Origin of the sequence: Stutzerimonas sp. Brlt_14, assembly GCF_051948915.1 — a bacterium.
Taxonomy (GTDB): domain Bacteria; phylum Pseudomonadota; class Gammaproteobacteria; order Pseudomonadales; family Pseudomonadaceae; genus Stutzerimonas; species Stutzerimonas stutzeri.
Map to the genome: position 1 here is coordinate 71,962 of NZ_JAYJLM010000005.1, position 17,676 is coordinate 89,637.

A 17,676-nucleotide genomic window follows, 5' to 3' on the forward strand; every position below is an offset into this window, starting at 1 on the left:
GGCGGTGATGGCAGCAGGCGTTGCGGCAGGTTTCTGCCGGGCGTCGGGCGAGCCGGGAGGTAAGCATGTTCAAGTCATCGCTCAGGCGAGACGTCGTGCTGGTAGTGCTGGTCAAGGTCGCAATCCTCATAACCATAAAAAACGTCTGGTTCGATGCACCCAGCATTCCCGAGAACGGTTCGGTGCACGTTGCCGACCATTTGCTTGATTCGCGGGGCTCAAACCCCGAGGGAGGGCCGAGATGATCTCGGAAAGCGTTGTCGATTTATCGCGTCTGCAGTTCGCCATGACGGCTATGTACCACTTTCTCTTCGTGCCGCTGACCCTGGGGCTGGCGTTCCTGCTGGCCATCATGGAGTCGGTCTATGTCATGACCGGCAAGCAGGTCTACAAGGACATGACCCAGTTCTGGGGCAAGCTGTTCGGCATCAACTTTGCCCTGGGCGTCACCACCGGGCTGACCATGGAGTTCCAGTTCGGCACCAACTGGGCCTATTACAGCCACTACGTCGGCGACATCTTCGGCGCGCCGCTGGCCATCGAGGGGCTGATGGCGTTCTTTCTGGAGTCGACCTTCATTGGCCTGTTCTTCTTCGGCTGGGATCGGCTCAGCAAGGTGCAGCATCTGGCCGTAACCTGGCTGGTGGCGCTGGGCTCGAGCCTCTCGGCACTGTGGATTCTCATTGCCAACGGCTGGATGCAGAACCCGGTGGGCTCGGAATTCAACTTCGAGACCATGCGCATGGAACTGGTGGACTTCGGTGCGCTGCTGTTCAACCCGGTGGCGCAGGTCAAGTTTGTCCACACGGTGTCGGCTGGCTACGTCACCGGCGCGATCTTCGTGCTGGCGATCTCGTCCTTCTATCTATTGAAGAAGCGCGACCTGGGCTTTGCCCGCCGCTCGTTCGCCATCGCGGCGGTGTTCGGCCTGGCGTCGACGATCTCGGTGATCATTCTTGGCGACGAATCCGGCTATGAGATCGGTGATGTGCAGAAGGTCAAGCTGGCGGCCATCGAGGCCGAGTGGGAGACCCACCCGGCACCGGCCGGCTTCACCCTGTTCGGCCTGCCGAATCAGGACGAGCAGCGCACCGACTACGCGGTGAAGATCCCTTACGTGCTGGGGCTGATCGCCACCCGTTCGGTGGATGAGGAGGTCAGGGGCATCAAGGACCTGATCGCCGAACACGAGCTGCGCATCCGCAACGGCATGCTCGCCTACGAGCGCCTGCAGGTCCTGCGCAGTGGCGACAAGTCGGCCGCGGCGATTGCCGCCTTCAACGAGGTCAAGCAGGACCTGGGCTACGGCTTGCTGTTGAAGAAGTACACCGCCGATGTGGTGGACGCCAGTGACGAGCAGATCCACCGAGCCGCGCTGGACACCATCCCTGATGTGTTCAGCCTGTTCTGGACCTTCCGCGTGATGGTCGCCGCCGGTTTCCTGATGCTGGTGCTGTTCGCCCTGGCCAGCTGGGCTTCGATCAAGCGCAATGCCGAGCGCAAGCCCTGGCTGCTCAGGTTTGCGCTGTTCAGCCTGCCGCTGCCGTGGATCGCCGCGCAGACCGGCTGGTACGTCGCCGAGCATGGCCGCCAGCCCTGGTCCATCGCCGAGGTGCTGCCGACCCATCTGTCCACCTCGACGCTTGCCGCCGGCGATATCTGGGGGTCGCTGATCGCGCTGGTAGCCTTCTACAGCCTGCTGCTGGTGGTGGAGATGTTCCTGATGATCCGCTTCGCCCGCCTCGGGCCGAGCAGCCTGCACACCGGTCGTTATCACTTCGAGCTGCAGGCCGCCGGCCAGGCGAAGAAGTTGCGCGATGCGGTCGCCGTGCCTGCCGCCAAGGGTGTTCCCACCGAACCGTCCGCCGTGTGAGGGAAAGAAAATGTTCGACTACGAGGTTCTCAAGCTGGTCTGGTGGGTGCTGATCGGTGTGCTGCTGATCGGCTTCGCCCTGACCGATGGCTTCGACATGGGCGCTATGGCACTGATGCCCTTCGTCGGCCAGACCGACAACGAGCGGCGCGTCGCGATCAACACCATCGCGCCGCATTGGGATGGCAACCAGGTGTGGTTCATCACCGCGGGCGGCGCGCTGTTCGCTGCCTGGCCGATGGTCTATGCGGTGGCCTTCTCCGGGCTGTACTGGGCGATGCTGCTGGTGCTGTTCGCGCTGTTCTGCCGGCCGGTGGGCTTCGACTACCGCAGCAAGGTCGAGGACCCGCGTTGGCGCAACGCCTGGGACTGGGCGCTGTTCGTTGGTGGGGCGGTGCCGGCGTTGGTGTTCGGCGTTGCCTTCGGCAACCTGTTTCTCGGTCTGCCGTTCCAGCTCGACGAATTGATGCGCTCGACCTATCACGGCTCGTTCTTCGCACTGCTCAACCCGTTCGCGTTGCTCTGCGGCGTCGTCAGCCTGAGCATGCTCAGCGCCCATGGCGGCGCCTGGCTGATGCTGCGCACCGACGGCGCGCTGGCCGAACGCTCGCGGCAGGCAACACGGCTGTGTGCGCTGGTATTCCTGCTCGGTTTCGCCGCCGCCGGCGCCTGGCTGGTGTTGGGGGTTGAGGGCTTCAGCCAGCTGTCTGTCAGCGATCCGGGCGCGGCACTCAATCCGCTGCTGGACAAGCAGGTAGCGCAGGACAACGCCGGCTGGCTGGCCAACTATGGCCGCTATCCGGTCACTCTGATCGCGCCGGCTGCGGGCATCCTCGGGGCGTTGCTGGCGCTGCTCGGTGCCAGTCGCAACAGCGGTGGAGTGAGCTTTCTCGGCACCAGTCTGATGATCGTCGGCGCCATCTGCACTGCTGGCTTCGCGCTGTTCCCCTTCGTCTTTCCGTCGAGCCTGGACCCGGCCTCGAGCCTGACCATCTGGGATGCGGTTTCGAGCCACAAGACCCTGGGCATCATGTTCGTCGTCGCCTGCCTCTTCGTGCCGCTGATCGTCTGCTACACGCTGTGGAGCTACGTGCGCATGTGGGGCCGGCTCACCCAGAAAACCATCGAAGCCAACCCTCACGGGCTCTACTGATCGAGCGGGCGGGCTTCCGTACTCGCCCGCCAAGGAGACGACTATGTGGTACTTCACCTGGATACTCGGCGTGCTGCTGGCCTGCAGCTTCGGCATCATCAATGCGCTGTGGCTGGAAGCCACCCAGGATCTGGATGCCGAGCCGTGAGCGGCATGGCGCACCGGCTGCTGTACCGGACTCCCGCGCGGCTTCTCTCTCTGCTGCTGGCGTCACCGCTGGCGCTGGTGCTGCTGATCCATCCGGCGGCGATGCTCGACGGACAAGGCGGCTACAGCCACCCCCAGCTGATGCTGGTGATGTGGGGGATTTCCGCAGGTTTCGTGCACGGCGTCGGCTTCGTTCCGCAGTGGTGGGGCTGGCGCTGGCTGCTCGGGCCACTGCCGGCCTGGCTGTTCTGCGCGCTGGGCTATGCCGTGCTGGCGCACGCGAGGCTGGGCTGAGCGGGCTCGGGTGCTCGGGCAGACAGATGCCCTGGTTCGTGGTCTGATGGTGACAACCCCGCGGCGTGGCCGCGGGCCAGTCATCGAACCGGGCTCGCCGTCATCATGGACATCGACAAGGCCGCGCGGGCGCTGGCCGCGGCCGAACGCCTGCTGATCATCACCGGAGCCGGGCTTTCCGCCGACTCCGGGCTGCCCACCTATCGTGGACTGGGCGGGCTATACAACGGGGCGACGGACGACGGCGTGCCGATCGAGGTGGCGCTTTCGGGGCCGACGCTGCAGCGCCAACCGGCGCTGTGCTGGAAATACCTCGCCGAGATCGGCCGCGCCTGCCTGCGCGCCGAGCCCAACGCCGGCCATTTCGCCATTGCCGAGTGGCAGCGGCAGAGGCCCGGCACCTGGCTGCTCACGCAGAATATCGACGGCTTCCATCGCCGGGCCGGCAGTCCGCCCGAGCGCCTGATCGAGATTCACGGCGAGCTGGCACCGCTGTCCTGCATGGCCTGCGGCGAGGTTGACAGGCGCCCGTTGGCCTCGCTGCTGGACGAGCCATTGCCGCCACGCTGCGAGGTTTGCGCCGGCGTGTTGCGGCCGGCCGTGGTGCTGTTCGAGGAGATGCTTCCGGAGCGCGCCCTGGCCCGCTTGCAGGAACAATCGCGCATTGGTTTCGATGCCGTGCTGGTGGTCGGCACCACCGCCAGCTTCGGCTATATCCTCGAACCGATATGGCGTGCCCGGCAGAGCGGGGGCCTGGTCGTGGAGGTGAACCTGCAACCCACCGACATCAATCCGCTGGCAAACCTCAGCCTGCAGGGAAGGGCCGCAGACGTTTTGTCGCACTTATTACGTCACATTTCATCCGATTGAATTTGATCATCGAAGCGATAGCGGGCATAGTCGCGGGCACTTTGAAATCACCGACACGGTCGTGCCCATGCGCCAACGCTTCGCACCCCTCGTGCCTCTCGCACTCATCGCCCTGCTGACGGCCTGTGCTGGTCAGCCTGTACAGACCGAGCAGCAGATCGAATCGCCTCGGCTGTCGCAAAACCATCCCCTGGCTGGCTTCGACTTCGCGGCCCTTGACAAGAGCGAAGAAGAGTCGCTGGCCGAGCTGACCGACGAGCACGAATACCAGTTGCCGGAACTGGCCGACAGCATCCTCGAACGCGGCTTTACCCTGGTCGGTACGCCTTATCGCTTCGGCGGCAATTCGGTGAAGACCGGGTTCGATTGCAGCGGCTTCGTCGGCTTCCTGTTCCGCAAGGAAGCAGGGCTCGAGCTGCCTCGCTCCACCCGCGAGCTGATCAACCTCGACGCGCCGGTCGTCAAACGCAACGAGCTCGAGCCGGGTGATGTGGTGTTCTTCAACAACCGTGGCCGTGGCCGCGTCAGCCACGCCGGCATCTACATCGGCGACGACCAGTTCATCCACGCCTCCAGCAGCCGCAGCGGCGGCGTGCGCGTCGACAGCCTGGACGACAAGTACTGGCGCGCCAGCTACATGGAAGCCAAGCGCGTGCTGGCGCTGGCTTCGGAGCTGACCCCGCACACCGCGCACCGCTGACAGGACGATCTGCGGGGGTTGCGTCTTCCCCCGCATGCCGGCAGAGTGATGGCTCGTTTGCCTGGACCGCTCTGCCATGCGCTATCTGGCCCGTTCCACCCTCGTGGTTCTTTTCGCCTTGCTGGCTGCCTGTGCCGGCAAGCCGCCGGCGCCGCCAATCGCCGAGGCGCCTAGCACTCCCCACGCCATGCCCGGTATCGCCGAGGATGTGCTGTTCAGCGCACTCGGGCTGGTCGGTACGCCCTATCGCTGGGGTGGCAACACGCCGGACAGCGGCTTCGACTGCAGCGGGCTGATCGGCTACGTCTACCGTGGTGCAGCCGGTATCGATCTTCCTCGTACCACTCAGGAAATGAGCAATCTGCGCGGGCCGAACGTGCGTCGTCACGCGCTGCAACCCGGCGATCTGGTGTTCTTCGCCACCAACGGTGGGCGCCGCGTCAGCCATGCCGGCATCTATGTCGGCCAGGACCGTTTCGTCCACGCGCCTTCGTCCGGCGGCACCGTACGCCTGGACAGCCTGACCGCCAGTTACTGGCAGAAAAGCTACCTCGGCGCCAAGCGTGTGCTCGACCACGAGCAACTGGCACGCAATCCCTGAAATCGACCGTCCTTTCAACGTGCCGGTTCGTCGCCTTTAGTCCTGTTCATATCCTGCAACAGTCTGCGTTTGACATGCGGTGATATCGCTTCGCCGGCCGTTTGGCTACCATGCGCATCCCCAATTCCTCACGTGCGTCGATCCGTCGCGCGCAGACCCTTTTCCCACTTCCTCCTTTAGGTGAGTTATGCCTGTATTGCTGACGTACGTGCTGATCGCACTGGCGGTGGCGGCACTGCTTGGTGTCGTGCTCGAAGAAATTACCCATGTGAACAAGGCCAAGGTCACGCTGTTCTTCGGCACCCTGGCCTGGTTGCTGCTGTTCATGTTCGCCCCGGCAGGCGAGGTGCGCGAAACCGTGCTGGAAAGCCTCAACGAGAACATCGCCGAGATTGCCGGCTTGTGGATATTCCTGGTGGCGGCGATGACCTTCGTCGCCTACCTGAACAAGAAGGGCATGATCGAGAACCTGATCTACCTGGTGTTGCCCAAGCGGATCAGCGAGCGGGCCTTGCTGTTTCTCACGGCGACCTTCTGCTTCGTGTTCTCGTCGCTCGCCGACAACATCACCGCGACGCTGGTCTCCATCACGCTGATCCTGTCGTTGCAGCTGGATCGGGCCAAGACCATCAAGTTCGCCACGCTGGTGGTGTTCGCGGTCAACTCCGGCGGCGTCGCGCTGATCACCGGTGACGTCACCACGCTGATGATCTTCCTCGCCGGCAAGGTGGCGATTCTCCAGCTGCTGGCCCTGGCCGTGCCCGCCTTCGTCGCGGTGATGGTGCTGGCGGCGATGCTGTCGATCGGCATGAAGGGCGAAGTGGTGGTGCAGGGCCATCGCAACGATGTGCGCGGCGTGGATGTGGCCATCGCGCTGATCTTCCTCTGCACCATTCTGAGCACCATCATCGGCAACTTCCTGTTCCAGATTCCGCCTGTGCTGACCTTCCTCGCCGGGTTGTCGGTGATGTTCCTGGTGGCGCGCTTCTTCAGTGATGACAACGATTCCGACCCGATTCTCGAGTACGTGCGCCAGGTTGAGTTCGAGACGCTGTTCTTCTTCCTCGGCATCCTGCTGCTGGTGGGCATGCTCAAGGAAATCCGCGTGCTCGACGGGCTGGTGCACATTTATGACCAGGTGCCGGCGGTGATGTCCAACTACCTGATGGGGGTGATGTCGGCGGCGATCGACAACGTGCCGCTGACTGCCGCGTTGCTCAAATCCGGGTTGGAAATGGGCGTTGCCGAATGGATGGTGCTGACCTACGCGGTCGGTGTCGGCGGTTCGCTGCTGGTGATCGGTTCGGCCTCCGGTATCGTCGCGATGAGCAAGGTTCCGGGGCTGACCTTCGGTAGCTACCTGCGGCACATGCTCTATCTGTTCGTCGCCTTCAACATCGGTTTTGCCGGCGTTTACCTTATCGGTCTGTCGATAGGCTGATCACCCCGCGCGAGCGCCGGGATCACCAGCTCAGGTTGAAGTGCGAACCCAGCACGAAACGGCCAGCGGAAAGATCCCAGCGCTCGACGCAGACCTTCTTCTCATCGCCCGGGTGCAGTTTCAGCCGGTTGAAGGAGTTCGGCGAGGTGCCGCGCAAGCGAGTGGAGAGCGTGGTGCCGGCCTGCACCATCCAGATTTCGCGGGCGAGCCCGGGATACTGCCTGGACAGCGGCAGCACGTAAGGCAGGTGGATATGCCCGCCCATGACCAGGTCCAGGCCATGCTCTGCCCAGCGCTGCAGCGCGGGTTCGGCGCCGTGCTGCAGGTTGCTCAGGTCGCTCGGCACCATGGCGCCGAACGGCTGATGCGCCACCACGATGCGAATCTTGCCCGGGTCGCTTTCCTCCAGACGCCGCGCCACGCGCTCCACCTGCCGTGCCGTTACCACGCCGTCCTTGTGCCGGCGGGGATGGGTGGTGTTGAGCCCGATCACCAGCATCTGTTCGTTCTCGAAGACCGGCTCCAGATCGTCACCGAAATGCTGCCGGTAATTGCCGTAGGGTGTGAACAGGCGTGCAAAGACGTTGTACAGCGGGATGTCGTGGTTGCCCGGAATCACCAGCGTATCGCCGACGCCATCGGCCTCCAGGCGGCGGACGAAGGCGGCGGCACTGGCGAACTGGCCGCGGCGGGCGCGCTGGGTGATGTCGCCGGAGAACACCAGCAGGTCTGCTCGATGCTCGCGTACATGATCCTCCAGCGCCTGGACCACGGCGGGTTGCTCGGTGCCGAAATGGGTGTCGGAGATCTGCACGATGCTGGTCATGGGCTTGGCTGATGGTCCTGGCTGATGGCTGGCATTGTTGCATTCGAAGCCTTTCGGCGTCCGCCGTTCCAAGCGGCGAGATGCAAGCGGAAATTGCAGAGGCTGCGCGGCAACCTCATGGTTGCGCGATGTTCGACCTTGGACTAACCTCCGCGTCGCCTCAGGTGCCCCCTGGCCTTGTGCCAGACGGGTGAAACAGGGAAGCCGGTCCATTCTCACGAAGATTCCGGCGCTGCCCCCGCAACGGTAGGCGAGTCGAGAAACCGCAACGGCCACTGTGCATGACGCATGGGAAGGCGCGGTTTCGGGATGCCGCAAGGCATACGCTCGCAAGCCCGGAGACCGGCCTGTCGCATTTCACTGACAGTGCGGCGGGCGCTGGGCGGGTGCGTATCCCTCGCGGTATTCACTTCCTTTTGCGGTTCCTCCGTCTGTCTTCGTCGACTTTCAGTCGTGCGGGTGGGCACGACGGAGACCTGAACCTTGACTGGCAAGCCCCGTTTCAAGCCAGCGGCCTATGTGCTGCTCGGCAGTTTTCCCTTTTCCATCGGCCAACTGGCCGCAGCCCCGCTGGACCTCGAACAGCAGGTGGTGACCGCCACCCGTACCGCGCAAACCGCCCAGCAGAGCCTGGCCGCAGTCACCGTGCTGGACCGCGAGCGCATCGAGCGCAGCCAGGCGGCTTCGTTACCCGAGCTGCTCAAGCAGGTGCCTGGCGTTTCGCTGGCCAACAACGGCGGGCCTGGCAAGTCCACCGCGCTGTTCATGCGCGGCACCGAGTCCGACCACGTGCTGGTGATGATCGACGGTATCAAGATCGGCTCGGTGTCCGCCGGCGGGGCGGCCTTGCAGGATCTGCCTCTGGAGTTGATCGAACGTATCGAGGTGGTACGCGGCCCGCGTTCCAGCCTGTACGGCTCGGAAGCCATCGGCGGGGTGATCCAGATCTTCACCCGCAAGGGCCAAGGGCAGGGCGTCAAGCCGTTCTTCTCCGCCGGCTACGGCACTCATGACACCTACACGGGCAGCGCCGGCGTTTCCGGCGGCGACGGCCGTGGCTGGTACAACCTGGGCGTCAGCGGTTCGGACACCGACGGCATCAATGTGAAGTCGGCAGGCACCAGCGGTTATGAAAACGATGCCGATGGCTATCGCAACCTGTCTGCCACGCTTGCCGCCGGCTACCGCTTCGACAATGGCCTGGAGCTGGACGCCAACCTGCTGCAGGCCAAATCGCACAACGATTACGACAGCGTGAACAGCCGACGCACGTCTGGCTTCGGCGCCAATGCCGATGGCGAGTCGAAAGTGTTCGGCACGCGCGCGCGCTTCAGCCCACTGGAGCCCTGGCGGGTAACCCTGCAGGCCGGGCGCAGCGAGGACAAGTCCGATGCCTATCAGGACGGGCGATTCAGCTCGCGTTTCGACAGCCGTCGCGACTCGCTGGCCTGGCAGAACGACATCGACATCGCCGCGGGCCACATGCTGACGGTAGGCGCCGACTACCAGCGCGACGAGATCAACGGCACCACAGCGTACGCCGAGGATTCGCGCGACAACTTCGGGCGTTTCGTCCAATACCTGGGCGAGGCCGGCCGCCATGACTGGCAGCTGTCACTGCGTCGGGACGACAACGAGCAGTTCGGCCTGCACGATACCGGCAACATCGGCTACGGCTATGCGCTGACCGACTGGCTACGCGCCACCGTCAGCTACGGCACGGCATTCAAGGCGCCAACCTTCAACGAGCTGTACTTCCCGGACTACGGCAACCCGGCGCTGGACGCGGAGACCTCCCGCAGTCTCGAAGCCGGCCTGGCCGGTCAGCACGGTTGGGGACACTGGGCGGTGAACGCCTATCGCACCGTAGTGGATGACCTGATCGCCTATGACGCCAGCATCTCCGCTCCGGCCAACGTGCAGGAAGCGCGTATCCGTGGCGTCGAGCTGGTGCTCGGCAGCCAGCTGCTGGGCTGGGACTGGAACGCCAACTACAGCCTGCTGGAGCCAGAGAACCGCTCCGCTGGCGCCAACCGGGACAACGAACTGGCGCGTCGCGCCAAGCAGCTGTTCAACCTCGACCTCGATCGCCGGCTCGGTGCCTTCAGCGTCGGTGCCAGCCTGCATGCCGAGGGACAGCGCTACGACGATCTGGCCAACACCCGCGAGCTGTCCGGCTACGCCACCCTCGATCTGCGCGGCGAATACCGTATCACCCCCGAGTGGCGCTGCAGGCGCGCGTCGCCAACCTGCTGGATGCCGACTACGAGACCGCGGAGGGCTACAACCAGCCCGGCCAGGCGGTCTACCTGACGGTGCGCTACCAGGCCTTGTAAGACTGCGGCGCGGGCATGTCGCCCGCGTCCAACAAAGGAGACTGCCATGATCAAGCTTGCCCCGAGATACCAGCTGCTGGTGGGCCTTGCGCTCGCTGCGCTGCTGGCCATGACCCGCGGACAGCACTTCGCCAGCGTCAACCTGCCCAGCGCGTCCTGGGCGGTGTTCTTTCTCGCCGGTGTGCTCGTACGGCCGAAGTGGATGTTTCCGGCGCTGTTTCTCGAGGCTTCGCTGCTCGATTTCGCCGCCATCCAGTGGGCGGGTGTGAGCGACTGGTGCATGTCGCCGGCCTACTGGATGCTGGTGCCGGCCTACGGTTCGCTGTGGCTGGGCGGGCGCCTGTATGCCCGCTGGCATCGCGACCAGTTCAGCAGTCTGGCGACCCTGGCCTTGTGCGTGATGGCCAGCGCCTTCGTCTGCTACCTGTTCTCCGGCGGCGGCTTCCTCTATTTCTCCGGGCGCTACCCCGAGCCGAGCCTGATGCTGCTGGTCGACCGAATCGCCACCTACTACCCGCGTTACTTGTCATCCCTGGCGCTGTACGTTGGCGTTGCGGCGCTGTTGTTCATCGGCCTGCGCGCCTGGAGCGCCCAGCGCGGCGAGGCGCGGGCATGAGCGAGTCGAGCGAACGCGACGAACGCCACAAGGCGCGCATGCAGCGCAAGAAGGCTCTGATGGACGAGAGGATCGCCGAGGCGCAGGACGAGTACGGCCTGCTGCTGGTGCATACCGGCAACGGCAAGGGCAAGAGCAGCTCGGCCTTCGGCATGCTGGCGCGTGCGCTTGGCCATGGCATGAAGGTCGGCGTGGTGCAGTTCATCAAGGGCGCGGCCAGCACCGGCGAGGAGGCGTTCTTTCGGCGCTTTCCGGACGAGGTGCGCTACCACGTCATGGGCGAGGGCTTTACCTGGGAAACCCAGGATCGCCAGCGCGACATCGCCAAGGCCCGCGAGGCCTGGGCGGTGGCGGCCGAGTTGCTGTCCGATCCCGAAATCGGTCTGGTGGTGCTGGACGAACTGAACATCGCCCTTAAGTACGGCTACCTGGAGCTCGCGCCAGTGCTTGCCGACATCGAATCACGGCCGCTGCTGCAGCACGTGGTGGTCACCGGCCGCGGCGCGCCCGACGGACTGATCGAGGCGGCGGACACCGTCACCGAAATGGGCCTGATCAAGCACGCGTTCAAGGCCGGGGTAAAGGCGCAGAAAGGCGTTGAGTTCTGATGCTCTCGTTCGCCATGCGCCGGGCCTTGCGTCAGCGCCGTTTGCCGTACTGGACGTACTGCTGCGCGGCGCTTCCTTGCGCGCACATGGGCGAAACGAGATGAATCGCGATGAACAGCAGGAGAGACCGCGATGACCAGTAGAAACTGCCCGGCGCTGTTGATCGCCGCCCCTGCATCCGGCCAGGGCAAGACCACCGTCACCGCTGCGCTGGCCCGGTTGCATGCGCGGCAGGGCAAGCGCGTACGGGTGTTCAAGTGCGGGCCGGACTTTCTCGACCCCATGGTTCTGGCCCGTGCCAGCGGCCGACCGGTCTATCAGCTCGACCTGTGGATGGTCGGCGAGGAGGAGTCGCGACGCCTGCTCTGGGAAGCGGCGGGCGAGGCTGACCTGATCCTGATCGAAGGGGTGATGGGCCTGTTCGACGGTGCGCCTTCAGCCGCGGACCTGGCGCGGCGCTTCGGCGTGCCGGTGCTGACGGTGATCGATGGCTCGGCCATGGCCCAGACCTTCGGCGCGCTGGCCCACGGCCTGAAGAGCTTCCAGCCGGACCTGCCGTTCGCCGGCGTGCTGGCCAACCGGGTCGGTAGCACGCGGCACGGCGAGATTCTGCGCGACAGCCTGCCGGAGTCGATTCGCTGGTACGGCGCCTTGCCGCGCAGCGTCGACATGGAGCTGCCGAGCCGCCACCTCGGGCTGGTGCAGGCCGAGGAGCTGGCCGATCTCGATGCGCGCCTGGATGCCGCGGCCGATGCACTCGCGCAGAGCGCGGAAACCGAACTGCCCCCGGCCGTCAGCTTTGCGGCGCCGACTCGCGTTTCGTTGGAGCCGCTGCTGGCCGGCGTGCGCATCGGTGTGGCGCGCGACGCCGCCTTCGCCTTTCTCTATCAGGCCAACCTCGACCTGTTGCAGGCGCTGGGTGCCGAACTGCTGTTCTTCTCGCCGCTGCGCTTTGCCCGCCTGCCCGCGGTGGACAGCCTGTACCTGCCGGGCGGCTACCCCGAGCTGCACCTGCGTGCACTGTCGCGCAACGGACCGATGGCCGAGGCGATCCGCGCGCATCATGCAGCCGGCAAACCCATCCTGGCCGAATGCGGGGGGATGCTCTACCTGCTCGACGGGCTGACCGATCGCGGCGACGAGCGAGCCGAGATGCTCGGCCTGCTGCCCGGCGAGGCGCGCATGCAGCAGCGCCTGAGCGCACTGGCGCTGCAGGAAGTGGAACTGCCGGAAGGGCGATTGCGCGGCCACACCTTTCACCATTCGATGCTGGAATCGCCGCTGCAGCCGCTGGCACGCGGCGAGTGTCCGAACTACAAGCGCACCGCCGAGGCGGTCTATCGAAGCGGGCGGCTGACCGCGTCCTACATCCATTTCTACCTGCCGTCCGATCCGCTGGCGGCCGCGGCGCTGCTCAGGCCATGAGCGCACACGCCTTCAGCGCCGAGGAGCGCGCCGCGGTCTACCGCGCCATTGCCGAGCGCCGTGACATGCGCCATTTCGCGGGCGGCGAGGTAGCACCGGAGTTGCTGTCGAAACTGCTCAACGCTGCGCACCAGGCACCCAGTGTCGGCCTGATGCAGCCGTGGCGTTTCGTTCGCATCACCTGTCCGACACGGCGTCAGGCCATTGCCAATCTGGTGGGCGAGGAGCGCCAGCGCACGGCCGTGGCGCTGGGCGAGCGGTCCGCCGAGTTCCTGCGACTCAAGGTCGAGGGCATCGAGGACTGTGCCGAACTGCTGGTCGCCGCGTTGATGGATGGCCGCGAGGGACACCTGTTCGGCCGCCGCACCCTGCCGGAAATGGATCTCGCCTCGCTGGCCTGCGCGATCCAGAACCTGTGGCTGGCCGCCCGTGCGGAAGGCCTGGGGATGGGCTGGGTGTCGCTGTTCGATCCCTTGGCGCTGGCTGCGCTGCTCGGCATGCCGGAAGGCGCCAAGCCGGTGGCGATCCTCTGCCTCGGCCCGGTGCACGAATTCTACCCGGCGCCGATGCTGGCGCTGGAGGGCTGGACGACGCCGAGGCTGCTGCACGAACTGGTTTTCGAGAACGGATGGGAGGTGACATGAGCAAGGGGCCGCAGCGGATCGTCTGTCTGTCCACCGAGACCTGCGAAACGCTCTACCTGCTGGGCGAGCAGGCGCGCATCGTCGGCATTTCCGGTTTTACCGTGCGCCCGCCGCAGGCGCGCAAGGAAAAGCCCAAGGTCAGCGGCTTCACCAGCGTCAAGCACGAGCAGATCCTGGCCCTGAAACCGGACCTGGTACTGGGCTACTGCGATCTGCAGGCCGACATGCTCGCCGAGCTGGCCCGCGAGGGGCTCGAGGTGCATCTGTTCAACCAGCGCGACATTGCCGGCATCCTGCGCATGATCGAGACGCTCGGCGCACTGGTGCACGCCAGCGAGCGCGCGCGGGCGCTGACCACCGAGCTCCAGGCCGGGCTGGACGTCATCCGCGCCAGCGCGGCCAGCTTGCCTCGCCGGCCGCGGGTGTATTTCGAGGAGTGGAACGAGCCGCTGATTTCCGGCATCGGCTGGGTCAGCGAACTGATCGAACTGGCCGGCGGCGAGGACTGCTTCGCCGAGCTGGCGCCGTTCAAGCGCGCCAAGCAACGCATCATCGAGGATCCGCAGGATGTGGTGCGGCGCGCGCCGGAGCTGATCGTCGGCTCCTGGTGCGGCCGCCGTTTCCGCCCGGAGCAGGTGGCGGCCCGACCGGGCTGGCAGGCGATCCCGGCGGTACGCAATGGCCAGCTGCACGAGATCAAGTCGCCGGACATCCTCAACCCCGGCCCGGCGGTGCTGACCGATGGCGTGCGGCAGCTGCATGCCCTGATTCGCGCGTGTGCGGAGCGCCCTGAGTGAGCGTGTTCCTCAGCGTCATCGCGGCGCTGCTGCTGGATGCGCTGCTGGGTGAGCCGAAGCGGGGCCATCCGCTAGTGGCCTTCGGACGCCTGGCCGACCGCCTGGAACGGCATTTCAACGGTGCTGCGGGCCGTGGCTGGCGCAGCCATGGGGTGACAGCCTGGTGCCTGGCCGTGCTGCCGCTGACGCTGCTGGCCTGGCTGCTCAGCCTGTTGCCGGGCATCGGCTGGCTGGCGGAGATCGTGCTGCTCTATCTGGCCCTCGGCCTGCGCAGCCTGGGCGAGCATGCGCTGCCGGTGGCCCAGGCGTTGTGGCGCCACGACCTGCCCGAGGCGCGTCGGCGGGTGGCCTGCATCGTCAGCCGAGACACCAGCCAGCTGGATGAAGAGGGCGTGGCCCGTGCCGCCACCGAGTCGGTGCTGGAGAACGGCAGCGATGCGGTGTTCGCCGCGCTGTTCTGGTTCATCGTCGCGGGTGCGCCGGGTGTGGTGCTGTACCGTCTGAGCAACACGCTGGACGCCATGTGGGGCTATCGCAACGCGCGCTTCGAGCGCTTTGGCTGGGCCGCGGCGCGCATCGACGATCTGCTCAATTACGTGCCGGCACGGCTGGTCGCCCTGACCTATGCCTCGCTCGGCCGGACCCGTCGCGCGCTGCGTTGCTGGCGTACCCAGGCGCCCTTGTGGGACAGCCCCAACGCCGGCCCGGTGATGGCCGCAGGGGCCGGTGCGCTGGGCGTGGTGCTGGGCGGCGCGGCGATCTATCACGGGGAACTGCATGCCCGGCCGGAGCTGGGCCGGGGCAGTGCCCCGCAGGCGCGGCATATCGAACATGCGCTGGATCTGGTCTGGGCCGGTGTCGGCGTCTGGCTGCTGGTGCTGCTGTTCGGAGGCTGGCTCTATGCTTGAGCACGGCGGTCGGCTGCGGCTGGCCGCGCAGCGCCACGGAATCCCGTTGTCGGACTGGCTGGACCTGTCCACCGGCGTGGCGCCCTATCACCCGGACCTGCCGACCATCACCAGCGATGCCTGGGCACGCCTGCCGGAGCCCGATGATGGGTTGGACGCGGCGGCGCAGCAGTACTACGGGGCACGCGCGGTGCTGCCGGTGGCCGGCTCGCAAAGCGCCATCCAGGCCTTGCCGCGGCTGCGCGGACCGGCGCGGGTCGGCATCGTCTCGCCCTGTTACGCCGAACACGCCAAGGCCTGGCGGCGTGCCGGTCACCGAGTCGTCGAGCTGTGCGAAGCCAGCGTGCCACGGGCGCTGGATCAGTTGGACGTGCTGCTGGTGGTCAATCCGAACAACCCAACCGGGCAGCTGATCGCAGCGCAGCGCCTGCTGCAATGGCGCAGCGCACTGGCGACCTACGGGGGCTGGCTGGTGGTGGACGAAGCGTTCATGGACTGCACGCCCGAGCACAGCCTGGCCGCGCACAGCCATCTGCCGGGGCTGGTGGTGCTGCGCTCGTTCGGCAAGTTCTTCGGCCTGGCGGGTGCGCGATTGGGCTTCGTGCTGGCCCATGCCGGTGTCCTGCGTGCGCTCGCCGAGCTGCTTGGCCCCTGGACGGTGAACGGCCCGACGCGTCAGCTCGGCCGCCAGCTGCTGGCCGACCAGACCGGGCAGCAACGGCAGCGTGAGCGCCTGCACGGCGATGGCCAGCGCCTGGCCGAGCTGCTGCGGCGACATGCGCTGACTCCACTGGGAGGCTGCGCCCTGTTTCAGTGGTGGGTCGCTGCCGAAGCCGCGCAGTTGCACGAATTTCTCGCCCGCCGCGGCATCCTCACCCGGCTGTTCGCGCAGCCATCCAGCCTGCGTTTCGGGCTGCCGACCGACGCCGGTTGGCAACGTCTGGACCACGCACTGCAGGCCTATCGGGAGCAACATCCATGACCACGCTGATGGTGCAGGGCACCACGTCCGACGCTGGCAAGAGCACGCTGGTGACCGCGCTGTGCCGCTGGCTGGCGCGCCAGGGTGTCGCGGTGGTGCCGTTCAAGCCGCAGAACATGGCGCTCAACAGCGCGGTGACCGCCGACGGCGGCGAAATCGGCCGTGCCCAGGCGGTACAGGCGCAGGCCGCCAACCTTGCGCCGCACACCGACATGAACCCGGTGCTCCTGAAGCCCAACAGCGACATCGGGGCCCAGGTGATCGTCCATGGCCGCGCGGTGACCAGCATGGATGCCGCTGCCTACCACGACTACAAACGCGTCGCGTTGCAGGCAGTGCTCGACTCGCACCGGAGGCTTTCTGCGGCGTATCGCGTGGTGATGGTCGAGGGCGCAGGCTCGCCTGCGGAAATCAATCTGCGCGCCGGTGATATCGCCAACATGGGCTTCGCCGAGGCGGTGGACTGCCCGGTGATCCTGATCGCTGATATCGACAAGGGTGGGGTGTTCGCACACCTGGTCGGGACCCTGGCGTTGCTCTCGGAAAGCGAGCAGGCGCGCGTGCAGGGCTTCGTCATCAACCGTTTTCGCGGCGATATCACGCTGCTGCAACCGGGGCTGGACTGGCTGGAGCAGCGCACCGGCAAGCCGGTACTGGGCGTGCTGCCGTACCTGATGGATCTGCACCTGGAGGCCGAAGATGCCATCGATGTGCGCCAGGCCGGCAAGTCCGCCGAGGTCCTGAAGGTGGTGGTGCCGGTGTTGCCGCGGATCAGCAACCATACCGACTTCGATCCGCTGCGCCTGCATCCGCAGGTCGATCTGCAATTCGTCGGACCCGGCCAGCCCGTTCCCTCCGCGGACCTGATCATCCTGCCCGGTTCGAAAAGCGTGCGTGCCGACCTCGCCTGGCTGCGTGCCAACGGCTGGGAGGCGGCGATCCAGAAGCACCTGCGCTACGGCGGCAAGCTGCTTGGCATCTGCGGTGGCCTGCAGATGCTCGGCACGCGCATTGCCGATCCGCTCGGGCTGGAAGGCCCAGCGGGAGAAAGCGCCGGGCTTGGTCTGCTGGACTTCGCCACCGTGCTCGAAGCCGACAAGCAGCTGCGTAACGTGCAGGGCCGGCTGCTGCCGGAAGCTGTGCCAGTCACCGGCTACGAGATCCATGCCGGCGTCAGCACTGGGTCGGCCCTCGCGCGGCCCGCGGTGCAGCTGGACGACGGCCGCAGCGATGGCGCCATCAGCGCCGATGGGCAGATCCTCGGCACCTACCTGCACGGCCTGTTCGAAAGTCCCGATGCCTGCGCCGCGCTGTTGCGCTGGGCGGGGCTTGAAGCAGTGCAGCAGGTCGACTACCACGCGCTGCGTGAGCGCGACATCGAGCGGCTGGCCGATCTGGTCGAGACGCATCTGGACACCGCGAAGCTGCGCCGATTCTGCGGACTGGGAGGCTGAC

General features: G+C 66.1%; 18 protein-coding genes, 1 pseudogene and 1 riboswitch. Of the genes and pseudogenes, 18 read left to right on the top strand and 1 reads right to left on the bottom strand.

Annotated elements, in window-relative coordinates:
* The first annotated feature begins 65 nt into the window (after positions 1 to 65).
* The 9 genes from cydP (at position 66) to nhaD (ending at position 7,079) form a co-directional block, all read left to right on the top strand.
* Positions 66 to 245, top strand: coding sequence for a cytochrome oxidase putative small subunit CydP (gene cydP, locus VF716_RS13455; protein ID WP_254163034.1), 180 nt, complete (start codon positions 66 to 68; stop codon positions 243 to 245).
* Positions 242 to 1,873: a cytochrome ubiquinol oxidase subunit I gene (locus tag VF716_RS13460; protein WP_254163036.1), complete on the top strand. Its 1,632-nt coding sequence runs from the start codon at positions 242 to 244 to the stop codon at positions 1,871 to 1,873. The genes cydP and VF716_RS13460 overlap by 4 nt, the downstream gene beginning before the upstream one ends.
* A 10-nt stretch (positions 1,874 to 1,883) precedes the next feature.
* Positions 1,884 to 3,026 carry a cytochrome d ubiquinol oxidase subunit II gene (gene cydB, locus VF716_RS13465; RefSeq protein ID WP_053528124.1) on the top strand — a complete coding sequence of 381 codons (1,143 nt, stop codon included), beginning with the start codon at positions 1,884 to 1,886 and terminating at the stop codon, positions 3,024 to 3,026.
* Positions 3,027 to 3,069: 43 nt separating this feature from the next.
* The gene (cydX, locus tag VF716_RS13470; RefSeq protein ID WP_003292563.1) at positions 3,070 to 3,174 is read left to right on the top strand and encodes a cytochrome bd-I oxidase subunit CydX; all 105 of its coding nucleotides are present in this window, start codon (positions 3,070 to 3,072) and stop codon (positions 3,172 to 3,174) included.
* Positions 3,171 to 3,467: a cyd operon YbgE family protein gene (locus tag VF716_RS13475; RefSeq protein WP_013982180.1), complete on the top strand. Its 297-nt coding sequence runs from the start codon at positions 3,171 to 3,173 to the stop codon at positions 3,465 to 3,467. The genes cydX and VF716_RS13475 overlap by 4 nt, the downstream gene beginning before the upstream one ends.
* 105 nt (positions 3,468 to 3,572) lie before the next feature.
* Complete coding sequence (locus VF716_RS13480; protein ID WP_013982181.1) at positions 3,573 to 4,337, top strand: NAD-dependent protein deacylase; 765 nt, start codon at positions 3,573 to 3,575, stop codon at positions 4,335 to 4,337.
* Positions 4,338 to 4,404: 67 nt separating this feature from the next.
* Positions 4,405 to 5,037 carry a C40 family peptidase gene (locus VF716_RS13485; protein WP_011912463.1) on the top strand — a complete coding sequence of 211 codons (633 nt, stop codon included), beginning with the start codon at positions 4,405 to 4,407 and terminating at the stop codon, positions 5,035 to 5,037.
* Positions 5,038 to 5,113: 76 nt separating this feature from the next.
* Positions 5,114 to 5,638 carry a C40 family peptidase gene (locus VF716_RS13490; RefSeq protein WP_013982183.1) on the top strand — a complete coding sequence of 175 codons (525 nt, stop codon included), beginning with the start codon at positions 5,114 to 5,116 and terminating at the stop codon, positions 5,636 to 5,638.
* Positions 5,639 to 5,825: 187 nt separating this feature from the next.
* Complete coding sequence (gene nhaD, locus VF716_RS13495; RefSeq protein WP_125856330.1) at positions 5,826 to 7,079, top strand: sodium:proton antiporter NhaD; 1,254 nt, start codon at positions 5,826 to 5,828, stop codon at positions 7,077 to 7,079.
* A 22-nt stretch (positions 7,080 to 7,101) separates the two neighbouring features.
* Here the strand turns inward: nhaD and VF716_RS13500 are convergent, their stop codons facing one another.
* Positions 7,102 to 7,905, bottom strand: a complete 804-nt coding sequence (locus VF716_RS13500; RefSeq protein ID WP_013982184.1) for a metallophosphoesterase family protein — start codon at positions 7,903 to 7,905, stop codon at positions 7,102 to 7,104.
* Positions 7,906 to 8,050: 145 nt separating this feature from the next.
* Positions 8,051 to 8,270: riboswitch (cobalamin riboswitch) on the top strand.
* Positions 8,271 to 8,388: 118 nt separating this feature from the next.
* On the opposite strand from VF716_RS13500, the pseudogene btuB reads away from it, so the two are divergent.
* From btuB to VF716_RS13545, 9 genes and pseudogenes are all read left to right on the top strand, one after another.
* Positions 8,389 to 10,241: pseudogene (btuB, locus tag VF716_RS13505) on the top strand (TonB-dependent vitamin B12 receptor).
* A gap of 46 nt (positions 10,242 to 10,287) precedes the next feature.
* Complete coding sequence (locus VF716_RS13510) at positions 10,288 to 10,857, top strand: hypothetical protein (RefSeq protein ID WP_197861275.1); 570 nt, start codon at positions 10,288 to 10,290, stop codon at positions 10,855 to 10,857.
* Positions 10,854 to 11,465 carry a cob(I)yrinic acid a,c-diamide adenosyltransferase gene (gene cobO / locus VF716_RS13515; protein WP_197861274.1) on the top strand — a complete coding sequence of 204 codons (612 nt, stop codon included), beginning with the start codon at positions 10,854 to 10,856 and terminating at the stop codon, positions 11,463 to 11,465. The genes VF716_RS13510 and cobO overlap by 4 nt, the downstream gene beginning before the upstream one ends.
* Before the next feature lie 132 nt (positions 11,466 to 11,597).
* Positions 11,598 to 12,890, top strand: a complete 1,293-nt coding sequence (locus VF716_RS13520; protein WP_285533249.1) for a cobyrinate a,c-diamide synthase — start codon at positions 11,598 to 11,600, stop codon at positions 12,888 to 12,890.
* A complete protein-coding gene (gene bluB / locus VF716_RS13525) occupies positions 12,887 to 13,534 on the top strand; it encodes a 5,6-dimethylbenzimidazole synthase (protein WP_013982189.1) in 648 nt (215 codons plus the stop codon). The genes VF716_RS13520 and bluB overlap by 4 nt, the downstream gene beginning before the upstream one ends.
* The gene (locus VF716_RS13530; RefSeq protein ID WP_011912472.1) at positions 13,531 to 14,331 is read left to right on the top strand and encodes a cobalamin-binding protein; all 801 of its coding nucleotides are present in this window, start codon (positions 13,531 to 13,533) and stop codon (positions 14,329 to 14,331) included. The genes bluB and VF716_RS13530 overlap by 4 nt, the downstream gene beginning before the upstream one ends.
* On the top strand, positions 14,328 to 15,239 hold the full coding sequence (cbiB, locus tag VF716_RS13535) for an adenosylcobinamide-phosphate synthase CbiB (protein ID WP_045632029.1): 912 nt from the start codon (positions 14,328 to 14,330) through the stop codon (positions 15,237 to 15,239). The genes VF716_RS13530 and cbiB overlap by 4 nt, the downstream gene beginning before the upstream one ends.
* Positions 15,232 to 16,221 carry a threonine-phosphate decarboxylase CobD gene (gene cobD, locus VF716_RS13540; RefSeq protein ID WP_020307266.1) on the top strand — a complete coding sequence of 330 codons (990 nt, stop codon included), beginning with the start codon at positions 15,232 to 15,234 and terminating at the stop codon, positions 16,219 to 16,221. Before cbiB ends, cobD begins: the two co-directional genes overlap by 8 nt.
* Entirely contained in the window at positions 16,218 to 17,675 is a 1,458-nt protein-coding gene (locus VF716_RS13545) for a cobyric acid synthase (RefSeq protein ID WP_440552746.1), read from the top strand. Before cobD ends, VF716_RS13545 begins: the two co-directional genes overlap by 4 nt.
* Position 17,676 lies beyond the last annotated feature (1 nt).

Coding starts and splice junctions, on each gene's coding strand:
- VF716_RS13530 (WP_011912472.1), top strand. CDS start 13,531: ATGAGCAAGGGGCCGCAGCGGATCGTCTGTCTGTCCACCGAGACCTGC.
- VF716_RS13500 (WP_013982184.1), bottom strand. CDS start 7,905: ATGACCAGCATCGTGCAGATCTCCGACACCCATTTCGGCACCGAGCAA.
- VF716_RS13510 (WP_197861275.1), top strand. CDS start 10,288: ATGATCAAGCTTGCCCCGAGATACCAGCTGCTGGTGGGCCTTGCGCTC.
- VF716_RS13480 (WP_013982181.1), top strand. CDS start 3,573: ATGGACATCGACAAGGCCGCGCGGGCGCTGGCCGCGGCCGAACGCCTG.
- cydB (WP_053528124.1), top strand. CDS start 1,884: ATGTTCGACTACGAGGTTCTCAAGCTGGTCTGGTGGGTGCTGATCGGT.
- cobO (WP_197861274.1), top strand. CDS start 10,854: ATGAGCGAGTCGAGCGAACGCGACGAACGCCACAAGGCGCGCATGCAG.
- VF716_RS13490 (WP_013982183.1), top strand. CDS start 5,114: ATGCGCTATCTGGCCCGTTCCACCCTCGTGGTTCTTTTCGCCTTGCTG.
- bluB (WP_013982189.1), top strand. CDS start 12,887: ATGAGCGCACACGCCTTCAGCGCCGAGGAGCGCGCCGCGGTCTACCGC.
- cydP (WP_254163034.1), top strand. CDS start 66: ATGTTCAAGTCATCGCTCAGGCGAGACGTCGTGCTGGTAGTGCTGGTC.
- cobD (WP_020307266.1), top strand. CDS start 15,232: ATGCTTGAGCACGGCGGTCGGCTGCGGCTGGCCGCGCAGCGCCACGGA.
- VF716_RS13520 (WP_285533249.1), top strand. CDS start 11,598: ATGACCAGTAGAAACTGCCCGGCGCTGTTGATCGCCGCCCCTGCATCC.
- VF716_RS13545 (WP_440552746.1), top strand. CDS start 16,218: ATGACCACGCTGATGGTGCAGGGCACCACGTCCGACGCTGGCAAGAGC.
- VF716_RS13460 (WP_254163036.1), top strand. CDS start 242: ATGATCTCGGAAAGCGTTGTCGATTTATCGCGTCTGCAGTTCGCCATG.
- VF716_RS13485 (WP_011912463.1), top strand. CDS start 4,405: ATGCGCCAACGCTTCGCACCCCTCGTGCCTCTCGCACTCATCGCCCTG.
- cydX (WP_003292563.1), top strand. CDS start 3,070: ATGTGGTACTTCACCTGGATACTCGGCGTGCTGCTGGCCTGCAGCTTC.
- nhaD (WP_125856330.1), top strand. CDS start 5,826: ATGCCTGTATTGCTGACGTACGTGCTGATCGCACTGGCGGTGGCGGCA.